This is a genomic window from Streptomyces sp. NPDC060035 (genome assembly GCF_042736635.1).
Taxonomy (GTDB): domain Bacteria; phylum Actinomycetota; class Actinomycetes; order Streptomycetales; family Streptomycetaceae; genus Streptomyces.
In genome coordinates, this window is the sequence record NZ_JBHWVO010000021.1 from 73,280 (window position 1) to 92,220 (window position 18,941).

Genomic DNA, 18,941 nt, shown 5'->3' on the forward strand with positions numbered 1-18,941 from the left:
TTCGCCATGCTGACGATTCACGCCGCCGACGCGGTCATCGGAGCCCCCGAAGGGGTGGACGCCGTGGCCGTGGACGGCGGCTTCGTCGTCGCCGTGGGCCGGTACGGGGACGTCACCGCGGCCTTCCCGCAGGCCAGGGTGCGGCGCTGGTCCGGGCTCATCACCCCGGGCCTGGTGAACGTCGGGGCAACGGCCCTGCTGGAGACGGCCTACCACCCCGACCCGCGCGAGGCGGACGAGCTGGGCACGGAGCCGCTGACGGGTGAGGCGCTCACCGCGCTCGCGCCGGACGACGCCCGATGGGGCGCGAGTGCCCGGCGCGGGCTGCAGCGGATGCTCCGGCACGGCACGACCGCCGTCGCCGGGACCTTCACCCGCCCCGCCGTGCGCACTGCCGTGACTCGCTCGGGACTGCGCGTCCACCCGCCGGCCGAGGAGGATGCGAACCGGCTCGTCTCACTCGATCCGCTCGCGGGGGTACAGGAGCCGGCGGACGCACTCGGCGGCCCGCCGGCCGTCGGCGGCGCCGCAGACCTGGCGGTTTTCGACGTGCGGGACGTGGCGGGACTGATAGCGGCGGGCACGGGCAGCTGCGTCGCGACCGTTCTCGGCGGGCGCCTGGTCTTCCGCAGCTCCTGAGCCGCGAGCGGACACCGCCGGCGGGGTTCAGGGGACGGGCGGGCCCGCCAGACAACGTCCCCGCCTGTCGTACGGCCACGCGTTGGCCGCACAGCCCAGGAGCCCCTTGATCTGCTGCATCATGGCAGGAGCCGGCTGTCCCCGGCCGGGACACGACTCGTGGCCGCGGCCGATCTCGTGCCCCACTTCATGGTTGATGATCAGCGCGCGGTACTCCTCGATGGGGCCGTCGAACTGCGGTGAACCGCGCACCCACAACCTGAGGTTCACCACGACGGTATGACCGGTACGGCAGTTCACGTTTCCCCTGCTGCTCGGAGTGGTCACGTGGCAGATCCGGTCCGTGGTGCCGGGAGTGGCGATCCGTACGGTGAAGTCCGCCGTGCCGGAGGAGACCAGCCGGAATCCGTACGCCGCGTCGGCGGTCCAGCCCCGCGGATCGCCCAGGATCTCGGAGACGGCCCGGGCCGCGTCGTCCGGATCCAGTTCGACACCGTCCTCCACTTCGACCGTGTACCGGCGTACCGGTCCGCGGCCCTGTGCCTCGCCCCCGGTCCGCGAGGCGACGAACGTGCCCGGCCCTCGGGCGGGCACCGGAATGTCGCGCGGAGGGGGAGCAGGGGCCCGGGGACTGTCCGAGGCAGGGGGCGTTGTCGCAGGGCCGGCCGATACCGCGGGTGTCGTCGCCGGATCGGCCGGGGCGGGTGCGGTTGCGGCCGGCTCACGGGGGGTGGCGGCAGCTGCCGGGGCGGACTGCTGCCACGGGGGGTCCAGGTAGAGGGTGGTGTAGAGGTGGGCCGGCCCCAACTGCTCCCGCAGCCGCGCAAGTGATCGTGAGCACTGGCTCCTGACCGTGGACTCGCTGCACCGCAGCAGGTCGGCGACGGACTCGACGCTCAGGTCCTCCCAGTAGCGCAGCACGACCATCGCCCGTGCCCGCGGCGGGAGTTCGGCCAGCGCGGCCAGCAGTGTCACCGTCAGCTCGGGACCGACGGAGGCACCCGGCGCGTCGACCCGGGTATGGGCGAGGAGATCGCGGAGCCGGCGTCGGCGCTCCGCGAGATACGTACGCGTCAGCACCGTGCGCGCATAGGCCTCCGGGTACTGGGCCGTGCTCGCCCGCCGCCAGTGCTGGAACAGCTTCGCCGGCGTCGTCTGGGTCAGATCGCGGGCGCCCTCCGCGTCACCGCAGAGCAGATAGGCCGTCCGGTACAGACGTCGCTGGCTCGCCCGGGCGAATTCCTCGAAGCTCGCGGAGCCGGCAAAATCCCGGCTGTCGACGGTAGGCATCTGCCCCCTCCCTCTCCGGTTCTCGGCGGTCTCACCCTGTTACTGAGCGCTGCCGGGCCCGAAAGGTTGAAGACCGGCTCACGCCGCCGTGAGACGCCGGCACCGGGGCTGCTTGAATGGGAGGGTGACCCGAGCATCCCTGGACAAGCAGCCGCACGAAGTCGCCTCGATGTTCGACGACGTGGCGGCGAACTACGACCTCACCAACGACGTGATCTCCCTCGGGCAGGCCAGGCTCTGGCGCAAGGAGGTCGCGAAGGCGGTGGACGCGCGTCCGGCGCAGAAGATCCTCGACCTGGCCGCCGGAACCGCCACCTCCTCGCAGCCGTTCGCGCAGGCGGGCGCGTACGTGGTGCCCTGCGACTTCTCGATCGGGATGCTGCGGGTCGGTAAGGAGCGTCACCCGTGGATGCCGTTCACCGCGGGAGACGGTACGAAACTCCCGTTCAAGGACGAGACGTTCGACGCCGTCACGATCTCCTTCGGGCTGCGCAACATCCAGGACACCGACCAGGCGCTGCGTGAGCTGTACCGGGTGACCAAGCCCGGCGGCCGGGTCGTGATCTGCGAGTTCTCGCAGCCGACCTGGGCGCCGTTCCGCAGGGTCTACAGCGAGTACCTGATGCGGGCGCTGCCGCCGGTCGCCCGCACCGTGTGCACCAACCCGGACGCGTACGTCTATCTCGCCGAGTCGATCCGTGCCTGGCCCGACCAGGCCGGTCTCGCCGCCCTCCTGCAGAAGGCCGGCTGGTCGAAGGTCGCCTGGCGCAACCTCACGGGTGGTGTGGTGGCACTGCACCGGGGTGTGCGCGCCTGACCCGGCGGGGGCTCGGGGCCCGCGCCTTCGGAGCCCGCGCCTGACCCGGCGGGGGCTCAGAGCTCCAGCCGGAAGCAGTACGCCTCCTGCTTCGACACCGGGATGGTGTACGTCTCGGCCTGCCGCATACCGAGACGTACGGCCACCGCCACCGAGCGGGCGTTCCGCGCATTGATCATCGCCACGACCTCCCGCACGCCGAGAGCCCTTGTCCGCTCCAGCGTGGTGCGTGCGGCGGTCGCGTAGCCGTGCCCCCACGAGGCCCGGCCCAGCCGCCGGCCGATCTCGATCTCGCCCACCGGGCCGAACGACTCGTGCGGCCACGGCTGGGCGCCCGTGAAGCCGAGCACCTCACCGGCGTCGTCCAGCACCGTCCACAGGCAGTGGCCGAGCTCGGCGTCGTGCCTGCGAATGGGGCCTCCCCTGCTCGAACGGAGTTGAGAGCTTGGGGAAGGGCGGTCAACTCCTCGTACACGGAGTACTCCGCCGACCGGCCGCCGTGGAACTCCATCACCTCGGGGTCGTCGAACACCCGGTACCAGGCCAGGGCATCCTCGTCGGTGGGGACGCGCAGATGTACGGACGGGGTCGGGTCAGGCATGTGAGGCATCGGGGGGAGCCCTTCGGGAGGTTGATCAGCAGGCACCCATAGACTGCACGCGACCTGTGCCGCGCGGCACGCGATTTCGAGTCTTCGGGAGATCCGACCGTGACCGAGCAGCCCCTCTCCGAACACAGCGCGGACGTGATCGTCGTCGGGGCGGGCCCAGCCGGCTCCACGACGGCCTACTACCTCGCCAAGGCCGGACTCGACGTACTCCTCCTGGAGAAGACGGCGTTCCCGAGGGAGAAGGTCTGTGGCGACGGCCTCACGCCGCGCGCCACCAAGCAGCTCGTGGCCATGGGGATCGACATCTCCGAAGAGGCCGGCTGGATGCGCAACAAGGGCCTGCGCATCATCGGCGGCGGCGTCCGCCTCCAGCTGGACTGGCCGGATCTCGCCTCGTTCCCGGACTACGGACTGGTCCGCAAGCGCGACGACTTCGACGAGCAGCTGGCCCGCCAGGCGCAGAAGGCGGGCGCGCGGCTGCATGAGCGCTGCAACGTCGGCGCGCCGGTCCTCGACGAGCGCACCGGACGCATCACCGGCGTGACCGCCAAGGTCGGCGAGGAGAAGACCCCGGTCACCTTCCACGCCCCGCTCGTCGTCGCCGCCGACGGAAACTCCACCCGGCTCTCCCTCGCCATGGGTCTGCACCGCCGCGAGGACCGTCCGATGGGCGTCGCGGTCCGTACGTACTTCACCTCGCCCCGCCACGACGACGACTACCTGGAGTCCTGGCTGGAGCTGTGGGACCGCCGCGGCGCCGAGGACCGCCTGCTGCCCGGCTACGGCTGGATCTTCGGTATGGGCGACGGCACGTCCAACGTCGGCCTCGGCATCCTCAACTCCTCCTCCGCCTTCAAGGAGCTCGACTGGCGCGAGGTGCTCAAGGCGTGGTGCGCCTCCATGCCGGAGGACTGGGGCTACACCCCGGACAACATGACGATGCCGATCCGTGGCGCCGCGCTCCCGATGGCCTTCAACCGCCAGCCGCACTACACCAAGGGCCTGCTGCTCGTCGGTGACGCGGGAGGCATGATCAACCCGTTCAACGGCGAGGGCATCGCGTACGCCATGGAGTCGGGCCAGATCGCCGCGGACGTCATCGTCCAGGCCCACGCCCGTGCGACCCCCGCCCAGCGCGAACTGGCCCTGAACAACTACCCGAAGGTGCTGAAAGAGACCTACGGCGGTTACTACACGATGGGCCGCGCCTTCGTGAAGCTGATCGGCAACCCGAAGATCATGAAGATCGCGACCCAGCGGGGGCTGACCCACCCCCTCCTGATGAAGTTCACGCTGAAGATGCTCGCCAACCTCACCGACCCGACGGGCGGCGACGCGATGGACCGCATCATCAACGGGCTCTCGAAGGTCGCCCCGAAGGCCTGAACCAGGGTGCGACTCCGTCCCTGTGGCAGTTCGTGGGCCTGAGGTAGGTTGCGGACCATGCGGGCCATGGGGGAGTGGAGCGCCGACGGATACCGTCGGCTGGGTGCGGCCGGGTCTTCGGCCGCCGCCTTGGGCGGCTGGGCCGTCGGCACACTGCCGGCCCATGACCCGTGGGGGCTGTGGGTCCCGCACGGGCCCGCGGTGACCGCTGCGGGCTACGTGCTGGCGTACGGCGGCCTGACGCTGCTCGTCGTCTCCTGGTGGCTGTACGGCAGGGCCGGAGCATCCGTCCGCGACACACTCCTCACCCTTGTCTGGTGGGCGGTCCCGCTCGCACTGGCCCCTCCGCTGTACAGCGCCGATGTGTACAGCTACATAGCCCAGGGCGCGATGGTCCTCGAAGGCCACGACGTCTACAGCGTCGGGCCGTCGGTACTCGACCCCGCCGGGCCCGGCGCCGACGCGGCGGCGAGCGTCGGCGGACACTGGACCGACACCCCGGCACCGTACGGACCGTTCTTCCTCCTCCTCGCGCGGGGCGTGGCGTGGGCCACGGGCGGAACGATCGTTCCCGCCGTGCTGGGAATGCGGATCATCGCCCTGGGCGCGCTCGTGCTGATCGTGTGGGGCCTGCGGCACCTCGCCCGGGAGCACGGCCGCAGCGAGAGTGCGGCCCTCTGGCTGGGTGCGCTCAACCCGCTGCTGCTCGTGCACGTCGTCGGCGGCATCCACAACGACGGACTGATGATCGGCCTCATGCTGGCGGGCGCGGTACTCGCCCTGCGCGGGAGGTGGATCGCCGGCGCGGTGCTCATCGGACTCGCCATGATGGTGAAGTCCCCGGCGGCCGTGGCGCTGTTGTTCGTCGGCGTCGTCGTGGGCAGGGCGGCGACCGGTTCCCTCGTACGCCGGGCCGCGAAGGGGCTGCTGGCGCCCGGACTCGTCGCCGGGGCGGTCGTGGTGCTGGTGACGCTTCTCGGAGGCACCGGCTTCGGCTGGCTGGGCACCCAGGGCGTCGCCGGGCGCATACACACCGCACTGTCGGTCAGCAGCGACCTCGGCCTCGGGCTCGGCGAACTGCTGCGGCTGCTCATCGGCACCGATCCGGACCCGGTCAGGTCCGCCGTGCAGTACCTGGGTCTGCTGGTAGCCCTCGTGCTGATCGCCGGCCTCGCGTGGCGCTCCGCGGCCGGCCGTACGCAGCCGGTCCACGCCCTGGGGATCGCGCTGGTCGCCCTGGTGGCCCTCTCCCCGATGGTGCAGCCGTGGTACCTGCTGTGGGGTACGGCGGTGCTTGCCGCCACCGCGTGCGAGGGCCGGGCCCGGAAGGTGGTGACCGTGCTGTCGGCGGCACTCGTGTACGAGACGCAGCCTTCCGGCTCGACCCCGGTGTACGGCTTCGTGCTGGCGGGTCTCACCTGCGTGGCCGCGGTGCTGCTCCTGCGCCGCGAGGCGGCCACGCGGGAGCTGCCCCGCGTGCCGGAGCAGCGCAGGCCGAAGGACGCCGGGGCGGAGGCGGACATGCGGACCGCTTCACACTGACGGGCACCGCTTCACGCCGAGCGCACCGCTTCACACGGACGGGCCGCCACTCCCGAGCGGGGAGTGACGGCCCGCAGCCGTACTCAGGTGTCCGGCGCCTGCCGGAGCTTGTGAATCAGAGAACGCGGACCGCGCCCGACGGCGGGTCGTAGTCCAGGGACTTCTGCACCACACCGGTGCTGGAGTTCTGCGCACCGACGAACTGGCCGCCGCCCACGTAGATCCCGACGTGGTACGCGCTGCCCGCGCTGCCCCAGTACAGGATGTCGCCCGGCTGCAGGTTGTCGAGCGAGACCTGGGTGCCGGCCGTCGACTGGCTCTGGGAGACGCGCGGCAGGTCGACACCCACCGTGCGGAAGGCGGCCTGGACGAGGCCGGAGCAGTCCCACGAGTTGGGGCCGGTGCCGCCGGAGACGTACGCGTCGCCGACCTGCGACTGCGCGAACGCGATGACGGACGCTGCGGAGCCTGTGGCGTTCGACGAGTACGAAGGCGAGGAGGAGCCCGAGGAGGCGCTGAGCGTGGTGCGCTCGGCGGTACGGGAGGCACGCTCGGCGGCCTCCGCCTTGGCCTTGGCGGCCGCCTCGGCCTTCTTCTTGGCCTCTGCCTTGCGGACTGCCTCGGCCTTGGCCTTCTTGGCGGTCTTGGCCGCGGTGGCCGCTGCGGCGTCCTCGTCGGCCTGCGTCTCGAGGTCGAGGGCGACCTGCTGCGTGGCCTGAGCGGACGCGGCGACGGTGGTGGAGAGCCCGGCGGTGATCGTGGGCATCTCGATGGTCTGGGTCACCGGCTCGGCCTGGGCCGGGCCGGCGGCGCCTGCGACCGCGATGGTGCTGAGGACGCCACCGGCAACTCCGGCGCGCAGCGCCGTCTTGGAGGCTCTTTGGCGGGGCTTCCGGTGGCTGGGTATGTGAGCGGTGTGGGACATGGGTACTAGCGCTATCAGGGCTGTAGGGGTCCCATCAAGAAACGTGTGTTGCGACACAGTTACGTTCGGAATCTGTGAATCCGCTTATTCGGGGCCTTTATTGACGCCGTAACGGGCAAACCGGGCACCCGTGAATACGGCCGTGATCACGGAGTTTCAGCAATACGCCCGAATTGCCCGTCGCTTACCATCCGTTCACACCGATGGCCAAGCCCGCTTTTGTTGAAGCGTTGGTGGAGTGATGCAGGTCACAGCATGACTCTCGCGTGAGAGGCAACCGCGCGACCGCGTCCCGAGTGGGGGGCGCAGCAGGCCGGCCCGTCCCGGCCCCATGACCTATTGGTGAGTCATGTCCGGTTGTCCGGGGACCGGTCGGCACACCTTTGGTGTCCGGCCGGGTGTCCCGTCGGTGGTCCGACTGCTGTCCGAAGGCCGTGCGTCCGGAAGTTCGTGAATGCGTGCGCATTGTCCACATCGGTACCCCGGGCCCCACGTCCGGGTGGCTGCCGGGTGGCTGCCCCGTGGGGCCGATCGCTATATCACCGGCAGAGCGTCCATCGCCAATTTGCTTGTAGTGGCTGTCGATTGATAGAGCCGCGCGCCTTTGACCAGCGGTAACGCCACCGGATGTCACGTCTCGTAGCTACTCGGCCGCTTCGCGTACGAAGATCACCGCTCATCCGACTTCATGATCGTTCGTCGGGTGGTGGAGATCACAAAGACGGTGACGTACCCCGTGTCGCAGATCACAGGACGGCAGGCATAGGATGCGGGGCAGTCGGGCTTGTGAACTGCCTCACATGTGCACGATCTTGGTGAGGTGGCGAGCCGTCCGCCCGATGCGGTCCAACGGTCAAGGACGACTGGAAGGAGCGAGGAGCGTGAATGCCTACGCGCCCATCCTCGTGCTCGGCGCCCTCGGGGCAGGCTTTGCGATCTTCTCCGTGGTCATGGCCACGCTTATCGGGCCAAAGCGGTACAACCGAGCAAAGCTGGAAGCGTACGAGTGCGGTATCGAACCCACCCCCACTCCAGCCGGAGGCGGCCGTTTCCCGATCAAGTACTACCTGACGGCGATGCTGTTCATCGTCTTCGACATCGAGATCGTCTTCCTCTATCCCTGGGCGGTCACCTTCGACGCCCTGGGGATCTTCGGGCTCGTGGAGATGCTGCTCTTCGTGCTCACCGTCTTCGTCGCCTACGCGTATGTGTGGCGCCGGGGCGGCCTGGAATGGGACTGAGGGGCTGAGGGGCACACCATGGGACTCGAAGAGAAGCTGCCAAGCGGCTTTGTGCTGACCACTGTCGAGCAGGCCGCCGGCTGGGTACGGAAGTCGTCCGTCTTCCCTGCCACCTTCGGCCTCGCCTGCTGCGCCATCGAGATGATGACGACCGGAGCCGGGCGGTACGACCTGGCCCGTTTCGGGATGGAGGTCTTCCGCGGATCGCCGCGGCAGGCGGATCTGATGATCGTCGCGGGGCGGGTCAGCCAGAAGATGGCGCCCGTCCTGAGGCAGGTCTACGACCAGATGCCGAGCCCCAAGTGGGTCATCTCCATGGGGGTTTGTGCGTCATCGGGTGGAATGTTCAATAATTACGCCATTGTGCAAGGTGTTGATCATATTGTCCCGGTCGATATCTATTTGCCGGGATGCCCGCCACGTCCCGAGATGCTGATCGACGCCATCCTCAAGCTCCACCAGAAGATCCAGGGCACCAAGCTCGGGGTCAACGCGGAGGAGGCCGCCCGCGAGGCGGAGGAGGCGGCCCTCAAGGCACTCCCCCTCATCGAGATGAAGGGGCTGCTGCGGTGAGCGACGACAAGAACACGAACAGCGGCCAGGTGCCCGCCCCGCGCGACGACACCGGCGAGGTCATCGGCGTACGCAAGGGCATGTTCGGGGCCAACAACGGCGGCGACACCTCGGGCTACGGCGGACTCGTCCGCACCGTGACCCTGCCGGGCGCCTCGCCCCGCCCCTACGGCGGCTGGTTCGACGAAGTGGCCGACGAGCTGGAAGGTGCCCTGGAGGAACAGGACCTGCTGCCCGTCAACGCCATCGAGAAGACGGTCGTCGACAGGGACGAACTCACCTTCCACATCGCACGCGAGCATCTGCTCACCGTGGCCCGCACCCTGCGCGACGATCCCGCCCTGCGGTTCGAGCTCTGTACGGGCGTCAGCGGCGTGCACTTCCTCGGGGACAAGGGCCGCGAGCTGCACGCGGTCTACCACCTGAGGTCGCTCACCCACGGGCGGCTGATCCGCCTGGAGGTGTCCGCCCCGGACAGTGATCCGCATGTCCCGTCCCTCGTCGCGGTCTACCCGACCAACGACTGGCACGAGCGCGAGACCTACGACTTCTTCGGGCTGATCTTCGACGGGCACCCCGCCCTGACCCGGATCATGATGCCGGACGACTGGCAGGGCTTCCCGCAGCGCAAGGACTATCCGCTCGGCGGCATCGCCGTCGAGTACAAGGGCGCCCAGATCCCGGCTCCGGACCAGCGGAGGTCGTACAGCTGATGACCACTCCCCATTCCCACCCGTCGCCCGGCCACCACCCCTCATCGGGTCCCTCCGGGACGCACCTTTCGGATGCCCGTGCCACGACCGAGGGGACTGTATATACAGTCACCGGCGGCGACTGGGACGAGGTCGTCGAGTCCGCGGCCAAGGCGGACGACGAACGCATCATCGTCAACATGGGCCCCCAGCACCCGTCCACGCACGGCGTGCTGCGGCTGATCCTGGAGATCGACGGCGAGACCGTCAAAGAGGCCCGCTGCGGCATCGGCTATCTCCACACCGGCATCGAGAAGAACCTCGAATTCCGGAACTGGACACAGGGCACCACCTTCGTCACGCGCATGGACTACCTGACCCCGTTCTTCAACGAGGCGGCGTACTGCCTCGGGACCGAGAAGCTCCTCGGTATCGAGGACCAGATCCCCGACCGGGCCACCGTCCTGCGCGTGCTCCTGATGGAGCTCAACCGGATCTCCTCGCACCTGGTGTGCATCGCCACCGGCGGCATGGAACTCGGCGCCACGACGATCATGATCTACGGCTTCCGTGATCGTGAACTCGTTCTCGATCTCTTCGAGCTGATCACCGGCCTCCGGATGAACCACGCGTTCATCCGGCCCGGCGGCCTGGCGCAGGACCTGCCCCCGGGCGCGGTCGACCAGATCCGCGCCTTCATCAAGACCATGAAGAAGAACCTGCCGGAGTACGACAAGCTCGCGACCGGCAACCCCATCTTCAAGGCCCGTATGCAGGATGTCGGCTACCTCGACCTGACCGGCTGCATGGCGCTCGGCGCCACCGGCCCGGTCCTGAGGTCCGCCGGACTCCCGCACGACCTGCGCAAGACCGACCCGTACTGCGGCTACGAGAACTACGAGTTCGACGTGCCCACCACGGACACCTGCGACGCCTACGGCCGCTTCCTCATCCGCCTGGAGGAGATGCGGCAGTCGCTCAGGATCGTCGAGCAGTGCCTGGACCGGCTGGAGCCGGGCCCGGTCATGGTTGCCGACAAGAAGATCGCCTGGCCCGCGCAGCTCGCGCTCGGACCCGACGGACTCGGCAACTCGCTCGACCACATCAAGAAGATCATGGGCACCTCCATGGAGGCCCTGATCCACCACTTCAAGCTGGTGACCGAGGGCTTCCGGGTCCCGGCCGGACAGACCTACACCGCCATAGAGTCCCCCAAGGGCGAGCTCGGCGTGCATGTCGTCTCGGACGGCGGCACCCGCCCCTACCGGGTCCACTTCCGCGACCCGTCCTTCACCAACCTGCAGGCCATGGCGGCGATGTGCGAGGGCGGCCAGGTCGCCGACGTCATCGTCGCTGTCGCGTCCATCGACCCCGTGATGGGAGGCGTCGACCGGTGACCGCATCCAACCAAGAAGTCAGCCTGGGGATGCCGCAGCTCCCCGCCCCCGCCTACCCGGCCGAGGTGCGCACCCGGCTCGAAGCGGATGCGAAGGAGGTGATCGCCCGCTACCCCGGCAGCCGCTCCGCGCTGCTGCCGCTGCTGCACCTCGTGCAGTCCGAGGAGGGGTACGTCTCCCGTACGGGCATGACGTTCTGCGCCGAACTGCTCGGCCTCACCACCGCCGAGGTCACCGCGGTCGCCACCTTCTACTCGATGTACAGGCGTCGGCCGAGCGGCGACTACCAGGTCGGGGTCTGCACCAACACCCTGTGCGCGGTCATGGGCGGCGACGCCATCTTCGACCGGCTCAAGGACCACCTCGGCGTCGGCAACGACGAGACGACCGAGGACGGCAAGGTCACCCTCGAGCACATCGAGTGCAACGCGGCCTGCGACTTCGCGCCCGTCGTGATGGTGAACTGGGAGTTCTTCGACAACCAGACGCCGGAGAGCGCAACGCAGCTCGTCGACGACCTGATCGCCGGCCGGACCGTCGAACCCACCCGCGGCGCCCCCCTGTGTACGTACAAGGAGACGGCCCGGATCCTGGCCGGCTTCCCCGACGAGCGCCCCGGTGCCGTCGCGGCGACCGGGGGAGCGGGTGCCGCCTCGCTGGTCGGCCTGAAGCTGGCCAAGGGCGAGGCCGCTCCGCAGCCGCGCGTGGTCGCCCCGCGGGGCGAGGCGCCGCGCGACCAGCCGCAGAAGGGCGCCGAGCACCTCAGCTCCCATGACGCACCACAGCAGACCTCGGCCTCCGACCCGGAGCACCCGGCCGGGCCCGCAGCCGAGGAGGGGGAGTGATGACCTTGGCAGCCGAGATCGACAAGAACGGGACCAGCCCGGAGAAACTCCTGGCCCCGGTCCTCTCCGCCTTCTGGGACGAGCCGGAGTCCTGGACGCTGGACACCTACCGGCGCCACGAGGGCTACGAGGGCCTGCGCAAGGCGCTGGCGATGTCGCCGGACGACCTCATCGCGTACGTCAAGGACTCCGGTCTGCGCGGGCGCGGCGGCGCCGGCTTCCCCACCGGGATGAAGTGGCAGTTCATCCCGCAGGGCGACGGCAAGCCGCACTATCTGGTCGTCAACGCCGACGAGTCGGAGCCGGGAACCTGCAAGGACATCCCGCTGCTCTTCGCGAACCCGCACAGCCTCATCGAGGGCATCGTGATCGCCTGTTACGCGATCAGGTCCTCGCATGCCTTCATCTATCTGCGGGGTGAAGTCGTCCCCGTGCTGCGGAGGCTGCACGAAGCCGTGCGTGAGGCGTACGAGGCGGGATATCTGGGGGCGAACGTCCTGGGTTCGGGGCTCGACCTGGAACTCACCGTGCACGCCGGTGCCGGTGCGTACATCTGCGGTGAGGAAACCGCGCTGCTCGACTCGCTCGAAGGACGGCGCGGCCAGCCCCGGCTGCGTCCCCCCTTCCCTGCGGTCGCCGGTCTGTACGCCTGTCCCACGGTGGTGAACAACGTCGAGTCCATCGCCTCGGTTCCCGCGATCCTGAACAAGGGCAAGGACTGGTTCAAGTCGATGGGCAGCGAGAAGTCCCCGGGCTTCACGCTGTATTCGCTCAGCGGGCACGTCACCAGCCCCGGCCAGTACGAGGCCCCGCTCGGCATCACCCTGCGCCAGCTGCTCGACATGAGCGGCGGCATCCGGAAAGGCCACCGCCTGAAGTTCTGGACCCCCGGCGGCTCCTCCACCCCGATGTTCACCGACGAACACCTCGACGTCCCGCTGGACTACGAGGGCGTCGGCGCCGCCGGATCAATGCTGGGCACCAAGGCGCTCCAGTGCTTCGACGAGACCACCTGCGTGGTGCGGGCGGTCACCCGCTGGACCGAGTTCTACGCCCACGAGTCCTGCGGCAAGTGCACGCCGTGCCGTGAGGGCACCTACTGGCTCGTCCAGCTGCTCCGCGACATCGAGGCCGGCAAGGGCGAGATGGCCGACCTCGACAAGCTGAACGACATCGCCGACAACATCAACGGCAAGTCCTTCTGCGCCCTCGGTGACGGTGCCGCCTCGCCGATCTTCTCCTCGCTGAAGTACTTCCGCGAGGAGTACGAGCAGCACATCACCGGCAAGGGCTGCCCCTTCGATCCCGCCAAGTCGACCCTCTGGGCCGACGACAAGAACGCTCACCGGGGGGTGAACGCATGACAGTCACCACGAGTGCGCCCTCCGGGGGCGGCGAGGCGGCCATCCCGCCCGAGGACCTGGTCACGCTGACCATCGACGGCATCGAGATCAGCGTCCCCAAGGGCACCCTGGTCATCCGTGCCGCCGAGCTCCTCGGCATCGAGATCCCGCGCTTCTGCGACCACCCGCTCCTCGACCCGGTCGGCGCCTGCCGGCAGTGCATCGTCGAGGTCGAGGGCCAGCGCAAGCCGATGGCGTCCTGCACCATCACGTGCACCGACGGCATGGTCGTGAAGTCGCAGATCACCTCGCCGGTCGCGGAGAAGGCCCAGAAGGGTGTGATGGAGCTTCTGCTCATCAACCACCCGCTGGACTGCCCGGTCTGCGACAAGGGCGGCGAATGCCCCCTGCAGAACCAGGCGATGTCGCACGGCGGCACCGACTCCCGCTTCGACGGGAAGAAGCGCACGTTCGAGAAGCCCGTGCCGATCTCCACCCAGGTGCTGCTGGACCGCGAGCGGTGCGTGCTCTGCGCGCGCTGCACCCGGTTCTCCAACCAGGTGGCGGGCGACCCGATGATCGAACTCATCGAGCGCGGCGCGCTCCAGCAGGTCGGTACCGGGCAGGGCGACCCCTTCGAGTCGTACTTCTCCGGCAACACCATCCAGATCTGCCCCGTCGGCGCGCTCACCTCGGCGGCGTACCGGTTCCGCTCCCGGCCCTTCGACCTCGTGTCGACGCCGTCGGTGTGCGAGCACTGCGCGGGCGGCTGCGCGACCCGCACCGACCACCGGCGCGGCAAGGTCATGCGGCGGCTCGCCTCCAACGACCCCGAGGTCAACGAGGAATGGCTCTGCGACAAGGGCCGTTTCGGTTTCCGCTACGCCCAGCAGCGCGACCGGCTCACCACTCCGCTCGTACGCAACGCGGACGGTGTCCTCGAAGCGGCGAGCTGGCCCGAGGCACTGGAGGCCGCGGCAACCGGTCTCGCGGCAGCCCGTGGCAGGGCCGGTGTCCTCACCGGCGGCCGGCTGACCGTCGAGGACGCCTACGCGTACAGCAAGTTCGCGCGGATCGCCCTCGGCACGAACGACATCGACTTCCGCGCCCGGATCCACAGCAACGAGGAAGCGGACTTCCTGGCCGCGCGGGTGGCCGGACGCGGGCGCGACCTGGACGGCAGCGGAGTCACGTACACCTCGCTGGAGAAGGCTCCGGCGGTCCTGCTGGCCGGCTTCGAGTCCGAGGAGGAGGCGCCCGGCGTCTTCCTGCGGCTCCGCAAGGCCCACCGCAAGCACGGGCAGCGGACGTTCGCGCTCGCCTCGCACGCCACGCGCGGCCTGGAGAAGGCGGGCGGCACACTGCTTCCCGCTGCCCCCGGCACCGAAACCGAGTGGCTGGACGCGCTCGCGGGCGGTGTCGGCCTGGAGGGTGACGGGGCCCTCGCCGCCGAGGCGCTGCGCGGCGAAGGCTCCCTGATCGTGGTGGGCGAACGGCTCGCCGGGGTGCCCGGAGCGCTGACCGCCGCCGTACGGACCGCCGCCGCCACCGGTGCCACGCTCGTGTGGATTCCGCGGCGGGCCGGCGAACGCGGCGCGGTGGAGGCGGGCGCGCTCCCGTCGCTGCTGCCCGGCGGCCGTCCGGTGACCGACCCGCGGGCCAGGGAGGAGGTGGCGTCCGTCTGGGGCGTCGCCGAACTCCCCGCCCGCTTCGGCCGTGACACCGGCCAGATGGTCGAGGCCGCGGTCACGGGAGAGCTGGCCGCACTGCTGGTCGCGGGTGTGGACCCCGAGGACCTGCCCGACCCGGCCCGGGCCCTGCAGGCGCTGGACGAGGTCGGCTTCCTGGTCTCGCTGGAGCTGCGCCCCGGCGCGGTCACCGAGCGCGCCGACGTGGTCCTTCCCGTCGCCGCAGTCGCGGAGAAGTCCGGCACGTTCCTCAACTGGGAGGGCAGGGCGCGGATGTTCGAGGCGGCGCTGAAGCCCGAGCAGCTGCCGCGCACACTCTGCCCGACCGACGCGCGGGTGCTGCACATGCTGGCCGACGCCCTCGATGTACACCTCGCCCTGCCGGACCTGAGGGCGGCCCGCCGCGAGCTGGACCGGCTCGGCGGCTGGGAGGGCACCCACGCCGAGGACCCGCGGGCGACGTCCCGCCCGGTGCCCCGGCCCGGTGACGGCGAGGCCGTACTCGCGGGCCACCGGATGCTGCTCGACCGCGGTCGGCTGCAGGAGGGCGACGAGGCGCTGGCCGGAACCCGGCACGCGGCCGTCGCACGGCTCTCCGCCACCACCGCCGCCGAGAGCGGAGTGAAGGACGGCGATCTGCTGGCCGTCACCGGCCCCGCCGGCACCACCGAACTCCCGCTGGCGGTCACCGACATGCCCGACCGGGTGGTGTGGGTGCCGCTCAACTCCGTCGGCCGGGGCGTACCCGCCGACACCGGAGCACAGCCGGGTGGCCTGGTCCGGATCGGTCCGGCCGCCCCGGGCTCCCACGTCGTGACAACGGAGGTAGGAGAGTGACCGGCCTCGCTCAACTCGCCGCGGCACCGGACACGGTCCTCGCCGCCGAGGATCTCTCGATGTTCGGCACGGACCCGTGGTGGCTCGTCCTCGTCAAGGCGGTCTTCTGCTTCGCGTTCCTGATGGTGACCGTGCTCTTCTCCATCGTGTGGGAGCGCAAGGTCGTCGCCTGGATGCAGCTGCGCATCGGCCCGAACCGGCACGGCCCCTGGGGAATGCTCCAGTCGCTCGCCGACGGCATCAAGCTGATGCTGAAGGAAGACGTCATCGTCAAGCGGGCCGACAAGGTCGTCTACATCCTGGCCCCGATCATTGCCGCCGCACCGGCGTTCATGGCGATCGCGGTGATCCCGTTCGGGCCGTCCGGCAACGAGGTCTCGATCTTCGGCCACCGTACGACGATGCAGCTGACCGACCTGCCGATCGCGATGCTGTACATCCTCGCGGTCGCCTCCGTCGGTATCTACGGCATCGTGCTGGCCGGCTGGTCCTCCGGGTCGACGTACCCGCTGCTCGGCGGTCTGCGCTCGTGCGCCCAGATGATCAGCTACGAGATCGCGATGGGCGCCGCCTTCGCCTCGGTGTTCCTCTACTCCGGGTCGATGTCGACCTCGAAGATCGTGGAGGCGCAGGAGGACCGCTGGTTCATCATCCTGCTGCCGGTCTCCTTCATCATCTACATCGTCACGATGGTCGGGGAGACCAACCGCGCCCCGTTCGACATGCCGGAGTCCGAGGGCGACCTGGTCGGCGGCTTCAACACCGAGTACTCCTCGATCAAGTTCGCGATGTTCATGCTCGCCGAGTACGTCAACATGGTCACCGTCTCCGCGGTCTCCGTGACCCTCTTCCTGGGCGGCTGGCGGGCTCCGTACCCGATCAGCACCTTCTGGGAGGGCGCGAACCACGGCTGGTGGCCGATGCTCTGGTTCGTCATCAAGGTCCAGCTGCTGCTCTTCTTCTTCATCTGGCTGCGCGGCACCCTGCCCAGGGTCCGCTACGACCAGCTGATGAAGCTCGGCTGGAAGGTCCTGATCCCGGTCTCCGTGGTCTGGCTGATGCTGGTGGCCACGGTCAGGGCGCTGCGCAACGAGGGCTACGACTTCTCGAGGATCGTGCTGTACGTCGCAGGGGCCGTGATCGCGATCCTGCTGATCTCCTTCGTCGTCGACATCTTCCGCGACCGCAAGGCCAAGGAAGCCGAAGCGGCTGCCGGGCCGGCGCCGGCGTTCGACCCGATGGCGGGCGGATTCCCGGTGCCGCCGCTGCCAGGACAGAGCCTGCCGCCGGTGCCGCGCCGCAGGCCACGCCGTGAGCGGGAGCTCGTTGTCAGTGGCGGACCCGATACTCAGAGTGACGAACACGCGAGTGACGGAAAGGAGGCTGACGGTGTCTGAGTCATCAGAACCCTCAGGGGAGAAGTTCCAGAATCCTGTGGCCGGCTTCGGCGTGACCTTCAAGGCCATGTTCAAGAAGCGGCTGACCGAGCAGTACCCGGAGACGCAGAAGGTGACGGCGCCGCGCTTCCACGGCCGGCACCAGCTCAACCGTCACCCCGACGGCCTGGAGAAGTGCATCGGCTGCGAGCTGTGCGCCTGGGCGTGTCCGGCGGACGCCATCTACGTGGAGGGCGCGGACAACACCGAGGAGGAGCGCTACTCCCCGGGGGAGCGCTACGGCCGCGTCTACCAGATCAACTACGCGCGCTGCATTCTGTGCGGGCTCTGCATCGAGGCGTGCCCCACCCGGGCGCTCACGATGACGAACGAGTTCGAGCTCGCCAACACCACCCGCGAGAGCCTCATCTACACCAAGGACGAGCTGCTCGCGGGGCTGGAGGAAGGCATGGTCGACAGCCCGCACGCGATCTTCCCCGGCATGGACGAGCAGGACTACTACCGCGGTCTGGTGGGCGAGGCCGCGCCCGGTACGAAGCGTCAGACCGCCGTCTCCAAGGGCGAAGTGGAAAAGGAGGTGGACGCATGACCTCCGGTCTGGCCGCAGCGGCCTCCACCACCTCGACCGCCGAGGCCGTCCAGTTCTGGCTGCTCGGCACCGTCGCCGTCATCGGCGCGCTCTCCACCGTCCTGATGAAGAAGGCGGTGCACAGCGCACTGTCGCTCGCCGGCACCATGATCGTGCTGGCGGTCTTCTACCTCGCCAACGGCGCCTACTTCCTGGGCGTCGTCCAGATCATCGTCTACACCGGCGCGATCATGATGCTGTTCCTCTTCGTGGTCATGCTCGTCGGCGTCACGGCGGCCGACTCGCTGAAGGAGACCATCAAGGGCCAGCGCTGGCTGGCCGCGGCCTGCGGACTCGGCTTCGGTGTCCTGCTGATCGCCGGCATCGGTCAGGCCTCCCTGACCAGCTTCAACGGCCTCGGTGCGGCGAACGCCCAGCACGGCGGAAACGTCGAGGGCCTCGCCAACCTCATCTTCACCAAGTACGTCTTCGCATTCGAGATCACGGGTGCCCTGCTGATCACGGCGACCGTCGGCGCGATGCTGCTCACGCACCGCGAGCGCACCGAACGCGCCAAGACGCAGCGGGAGATGTCCGAGGACCGGGTGCGCAGCAACCACCTTCCGCCGCTTCCCGCCCCGGGTGTCTACGCCCGGCACAACGCGGTGGACATCGCCGGGCTCCTCCCGGACGGCACCGCTTCCGAGCTCACCGTCATGCAGACGCTGCGCCGGCGCGGTCAGATCCGGGACGTGTCGACCGAGTCGCTCGCCGACCTCAAGGCGCTGGAACAGCGCTCCGGGGAACGGCTGGGCCGTGACCACGAAGAAGAAGGGGAGGAGGTCGCCAAGTGAATCCGGTCAACTACCTCTACCTCGCGGCCCTTTTGTTCACGATCGGTGCCTCCGGCGTGTTGATCAGGCGGAACGCGATCGTGGTGTTCATGTGCGTGGAGCTGATGCTCAATGCCTGCAACCTCGCGTTCGTCGCGTTCTCCCGGATGCACGGAAACCTCGACGGCCAGATCATCGCCTTCTTCACGATGGTCGTCGCCGCCGCTGAGGTCGTCGTCGGGCTCGCGATCATCGTGTCGCTGTTCCGCTCCCGCCACTCGGCCTCGGTCGACGATGCCAGCCTGATGAAGCTGTAAG

At 69.3% G+C, this 18,941-nt stretch carries 17 protein-coding genes and 2 pseudogenes; 15 read left to right on the forward strand and 4 right to left on the reverse strand.

What is annotated here, in order from left to right; all coding sequences use genetic code 11:
- Positions 1 to 6: 6 nt before the first annotated feature.
- Positions 7 to 639, forward strand: a complete 633-nt coding sequence (locus ACFWBQ_RS28345; protein WP_385501424.1) for a hypothetical protein — start codon at positions 7 to 9, stop codon at positions 637 to 639.
- Positions 640 to 666: 27 nt separating this feature from the next.
- Here the strand turns inward: ACFWBQ_RS28345 and ACFWBQ_RS28350 are convergent, their stop codons facing one another.
- Positions 667 to 1,233 (reverse strand): DUF3152 domain-containing protein, encoded by a 567-nt coding sequence (locus ACFWBQ_RS28350; protein WP_385501600.1) that lies wholly within the window; start codon positions 1,231 to 1,233, stop codon positions 667 to 669.
- A 186-nt stretch (positions 1,234 to 1,419) separates the two neighbouring features.
- Positions 1,420 to 1,929, reverse strand: a pseudogene (locus ACFWBQ_RS28355) (SigE family RNA polymerase sigma factor); the annotation flags it as partial.
- Positions 1,930 to 2,053: 124 nt separating this feature from the next.
- On the opposite strand from ACFWBQ_RS28355, the gene ACFWBQ_RS28360 reads away from it, so the two are divergent.
- Positions 2,054 to 2,746: a demethylmenaquinone methyltransferase gene (locus ACFWBQ_RS28360; RefSeq protein ID WP_385501426.1), complete on the forward strand. Its 693-nt coding sequence runs from the start codon at positions 2,054 to 2,056 to the stop codon at positions 2,744 to 2,746.
- Between the two features lie 56 nt (positions 2,747 to 2,802).
- Here the strand turns inward: ACFWBQ_RS28360 and ACFWBQ_RS28365 are convergent.
- A pseudogene (locus ACFWBQ_RS28365) lies at positions 2,803 to 3,356 on the reverse strand (GNAT family N-acetyltransferase).
- A 99-nt stretch (positions 3,357 to 3,455) separates the two neighbouring features.
- Between ACFWBQ_RS28365 and ACFWBQ_RS28370 the strand changes: the two are divergent.
- Together ACFWBQ_RS28370 and mptB are read left to right on the forward strand one after the other, a co-directional pair.
- Positions 3,456 to 4,742 (forward strand): geranylgeranyl reductase family protein, encoded by a 1,287-nt coding sequence (locus tag ACFWBQ_RS28370; protein ID WP_385501431.1) that lies wholly within the window; start codon positions 3,456 to 3,458, stop codon positions 4,740 to 4,742.
- Between the two features lie 66 nt (positions 4,743 to 4,808).
- Complete coding sequence (gene mptB / locus ACFWBQ_RS28375; RefSeq protein ID WP_385501438.1) at positions 4,809 to 6,284, forward strand: polyprenol phosphomannose-dependent alpha 1,6 mannosyltransferase MptB; 1,476 nt, start codon at positions 4,809 to 4,811, stop codon at positions 6,282 to 6,284.
- A gap of 115 nt (positions 6,285 to 6,399) precedes the next feature.
- On the opposite strand, the gene ACFWBQ_RS28380 is transcribed toward mptB, so the two are convergent.
- Positions 6,400 to 7,209: a C40 family peptidase gene (locus tag ACFWBQ_RS28380; protein WP_385501446.1), complete on the reverse strand. Its 810-nt coding sequence runs from the start codon at positions 7,207 to 7,209 to the stop codon at positions 6,400 to 6,402.
- 881 nt (positions 7,210 to 8,090) lie between these two features.
- On the opposite strand from ACFWBQ_RS28380, the gene ACFWBQ_RS28385 reads away from it, so the two are divergent.
- The 11 genes from ACFWBQ_RS28385 to nuoK are packed head-to-tail and all read left to right on the forward strand — an operon-like array spanning position 8,091 to position 18,940.
- Positions 8,091 to 8,450, forward strand: a complete 360-nt coding sequence (locus ACFWBQ_RS28385) for an NADH-quinone oxidoreductase subunit A (RefSeq protein WP_003992243.1) — start codon at positions 8,091 to 8,093, stop codon at positions 8,448 to 8,450.
- Positions 8,451 to 8,468: 18 nt separating this feature from the next.
- On the forward strand, positions 8,469 to 9,023 hold the full coding sequence (locus tag ACFWBQ_RS28390; protein ID WP_145804190.1) for an NADH-quinone oxidoreductase subunit B family protein: 555 nt from the start codon (positions 8,469 to 8,471) through the stop codon (positions 9,021 to 9,023).
- Complete coding sequence (locus ACFWBQ_RS28395) at positions 9,020 to 9,736, forward strand: NADH-quinone oxidoreductase subunit C (protein WP_385501461.1); 717 nt, start codon at positions 9,020 to 9,022, stop codon at positions 9,734 to 9,736. The genes ACFWBQ_RS28390 and ACFWBQ_RS28395 overlap by 4 nt, the downstream gene beginning before the upstream one ends.
- Positions 9,736 to 11,112 carry an NADH-quinone oxidoreductase subunit D gene (locus ACFWBQ_RS28400; protein WP_385501466.1) on the forward strand — a complete coding sequence of 459 codons (1,377 nt, stop codon included), beginning with the start codon at positions 9,736 to 9,738 and terminating at the stop codon, positions 11,110 to 11,112. The genes ACFWBQ_RS28395 and ACFWBQ_RS28400 overlap by 1 nt, the downstream gene beginning before the upstream one ends.
- Positions 11,113 to 11,141: 29 nt before the next feature.
- Positions 11,142 to 11,957, forward strand: coding sequence for an NADH-quinone oxidoreductase subunit NuoE (gene nuoE, locus ACFWBQ_RS28405; RefSeq protein ID WP_385501603.1), 816 nt, complete (start codon positions 11,142 to 11,144; stop codon positions 11,955 to 11,957).
- Complete coding sequence (gene nuoF, locus ACFWBQ_RS28410) at positions 11,954 to 13,321, forward strand: NADH-quinone oxidoreductase subunit NuoF (RefSeq protein WP_385501471.1); 1,368 nt, start codon at positions 11,954 to 11,956, stop codon at positions 13,319 to 13,321. The genes nuoE and nuoF overlap by 4 nt, the downstream gene beginning before the upstream one ends.
- Complete coding sequence (locus ACFWBQ_RS28415; RefSeq protein ID WP_385501480.1) at positions 13,318 to 15,825, forward strand: NADH-quinone oxidoreductase subunit G; 2,508 nt, start codon at positions 13,318 to 13,320, stop codon at positions 15,823 to 15,825. Before nuoF ends, ACFWBQ_RS28415 begins: the two co-directional genes overlap by 4 nt.
- On the forward strand, positions 15,822 to 17,222 hold the full coding sequence (gene nuoH / locus ACFWBQ_RS28420) for an NADH-quinone oxidoreductase subunit NuoH (protein ID WP_385501486.1): 1,401 nt from the start codon (positions 15,822 to 15,824) through the stop codon (positions 17,220 to 17,222). The genes ACFWBQ_RS28415 and nuoH overlap by 4 nt, the downstream gene beginning before the upstream one ends.
- Complete coding sequence (gene nuoI, locus ACFWBQ_RS28425; RefSeq protein WP_385501489.1) at positions 17,215 to 17,811, forward strand: NADH-quinone oxidoreductase subunit NuoI; 597 nt, start codon at positions 17,215 to 17,217, stop codon at positions 17,809 to 17,811. The genes nuoH and nuoI overlap by 8 nt, the downstream gene beginning before the upstream one ends.
- Positions 17,808 to 18,644, forward strand: a complete 837-nt coding sequence (locus ACFWBQ_RS28430; RefSeq protein WP_385501493.1) for an NADH-quinone oxidoreductase subunit J — start codon at positions 17,808 to 17,810, stop codon at positions 18,642 to 18,644. Before nuoI ends, ACFWBQ_RS28430 begins: the two co-directional genes overlap by 4 nt.
- Positions 18,641 to 18,940, forward strand: coding sequence for an NADH-quinone oxidoreductase subunit NuoK (nuoK, locus tag ACFWBQ_RS28435; protein WP_307539564.1), 300 nt, complete (start codon positions 18,641 to 18,643; stop codon positions 18,938 to 18,940). Before ACFWBQ_RS28430 ends, nuoK begins: the two co-directional genes overlap by 4 nt.
- Position 18,941 lies beyond the last annotated feature (1 nt).

Excerpts from the sequence above, each read along its gene's own strand:
- ACFWBQ_RS28345 (WP_385501424.1), top strand. The coding sequence starts at position 7 with ATGCTGACGATTCACGCCGCCGACGCGGTCATCGGAGCCCCCGAAGGG.
- mptB (WP_385501438.1), top strand. The coding sequence starts at position 4,809 with ATGGGGGAGTGGAGCGCCGACGGATACCGTCGGCTGGGTGCGGCCGGG.
- ACFWBQ_RS28380 (WP_385501446.1), bottom strand. The coding sequence starts at position 7,209 with ATGTCCCACACCGCTCACATACCCAGCCACCGGAAGCCCCGCCAAAGA.
- ACFWBQ_RS28390 (WP_145804190.1), top strand. The coding sequence starts at position 8,469 with ATGGGACTCGAAGAGAAGCTGCCAAGCGGCTTTGTGCTGACCACTGTC.
- ACFWBQ_RS28400 (WP_385501466.1), top strand. The coding sequence starts at position 9,736 with ATGACCACTCCCCATTCCCACCCGTCGCCCGGCCACCACCCCTCATCG.
- nuoE (WP_385501603.1), top strand. The coding sequence starts at position 11,142 with ATGCCGCAGCTCCCCGCCCCCGCCTACCCGGCCGAGGTGCGCACCCGG.
- ACFWBQ_RS28415 (WP_385501480.1), top strand. The coding sequence starts at position 13,318 with ATGACAGTCACCACGAGTGCGCCCTCCGGGGGCGGCGAGGCGGCCATC.
- ACFWBQ_RS28430 (WP_385501493.1), top strand. The coding sequence starts at position 17,808 with ATGACCTCCGGTCTGGCCGCAGCGGCCTCCACCACCTCGACCGCCGAG.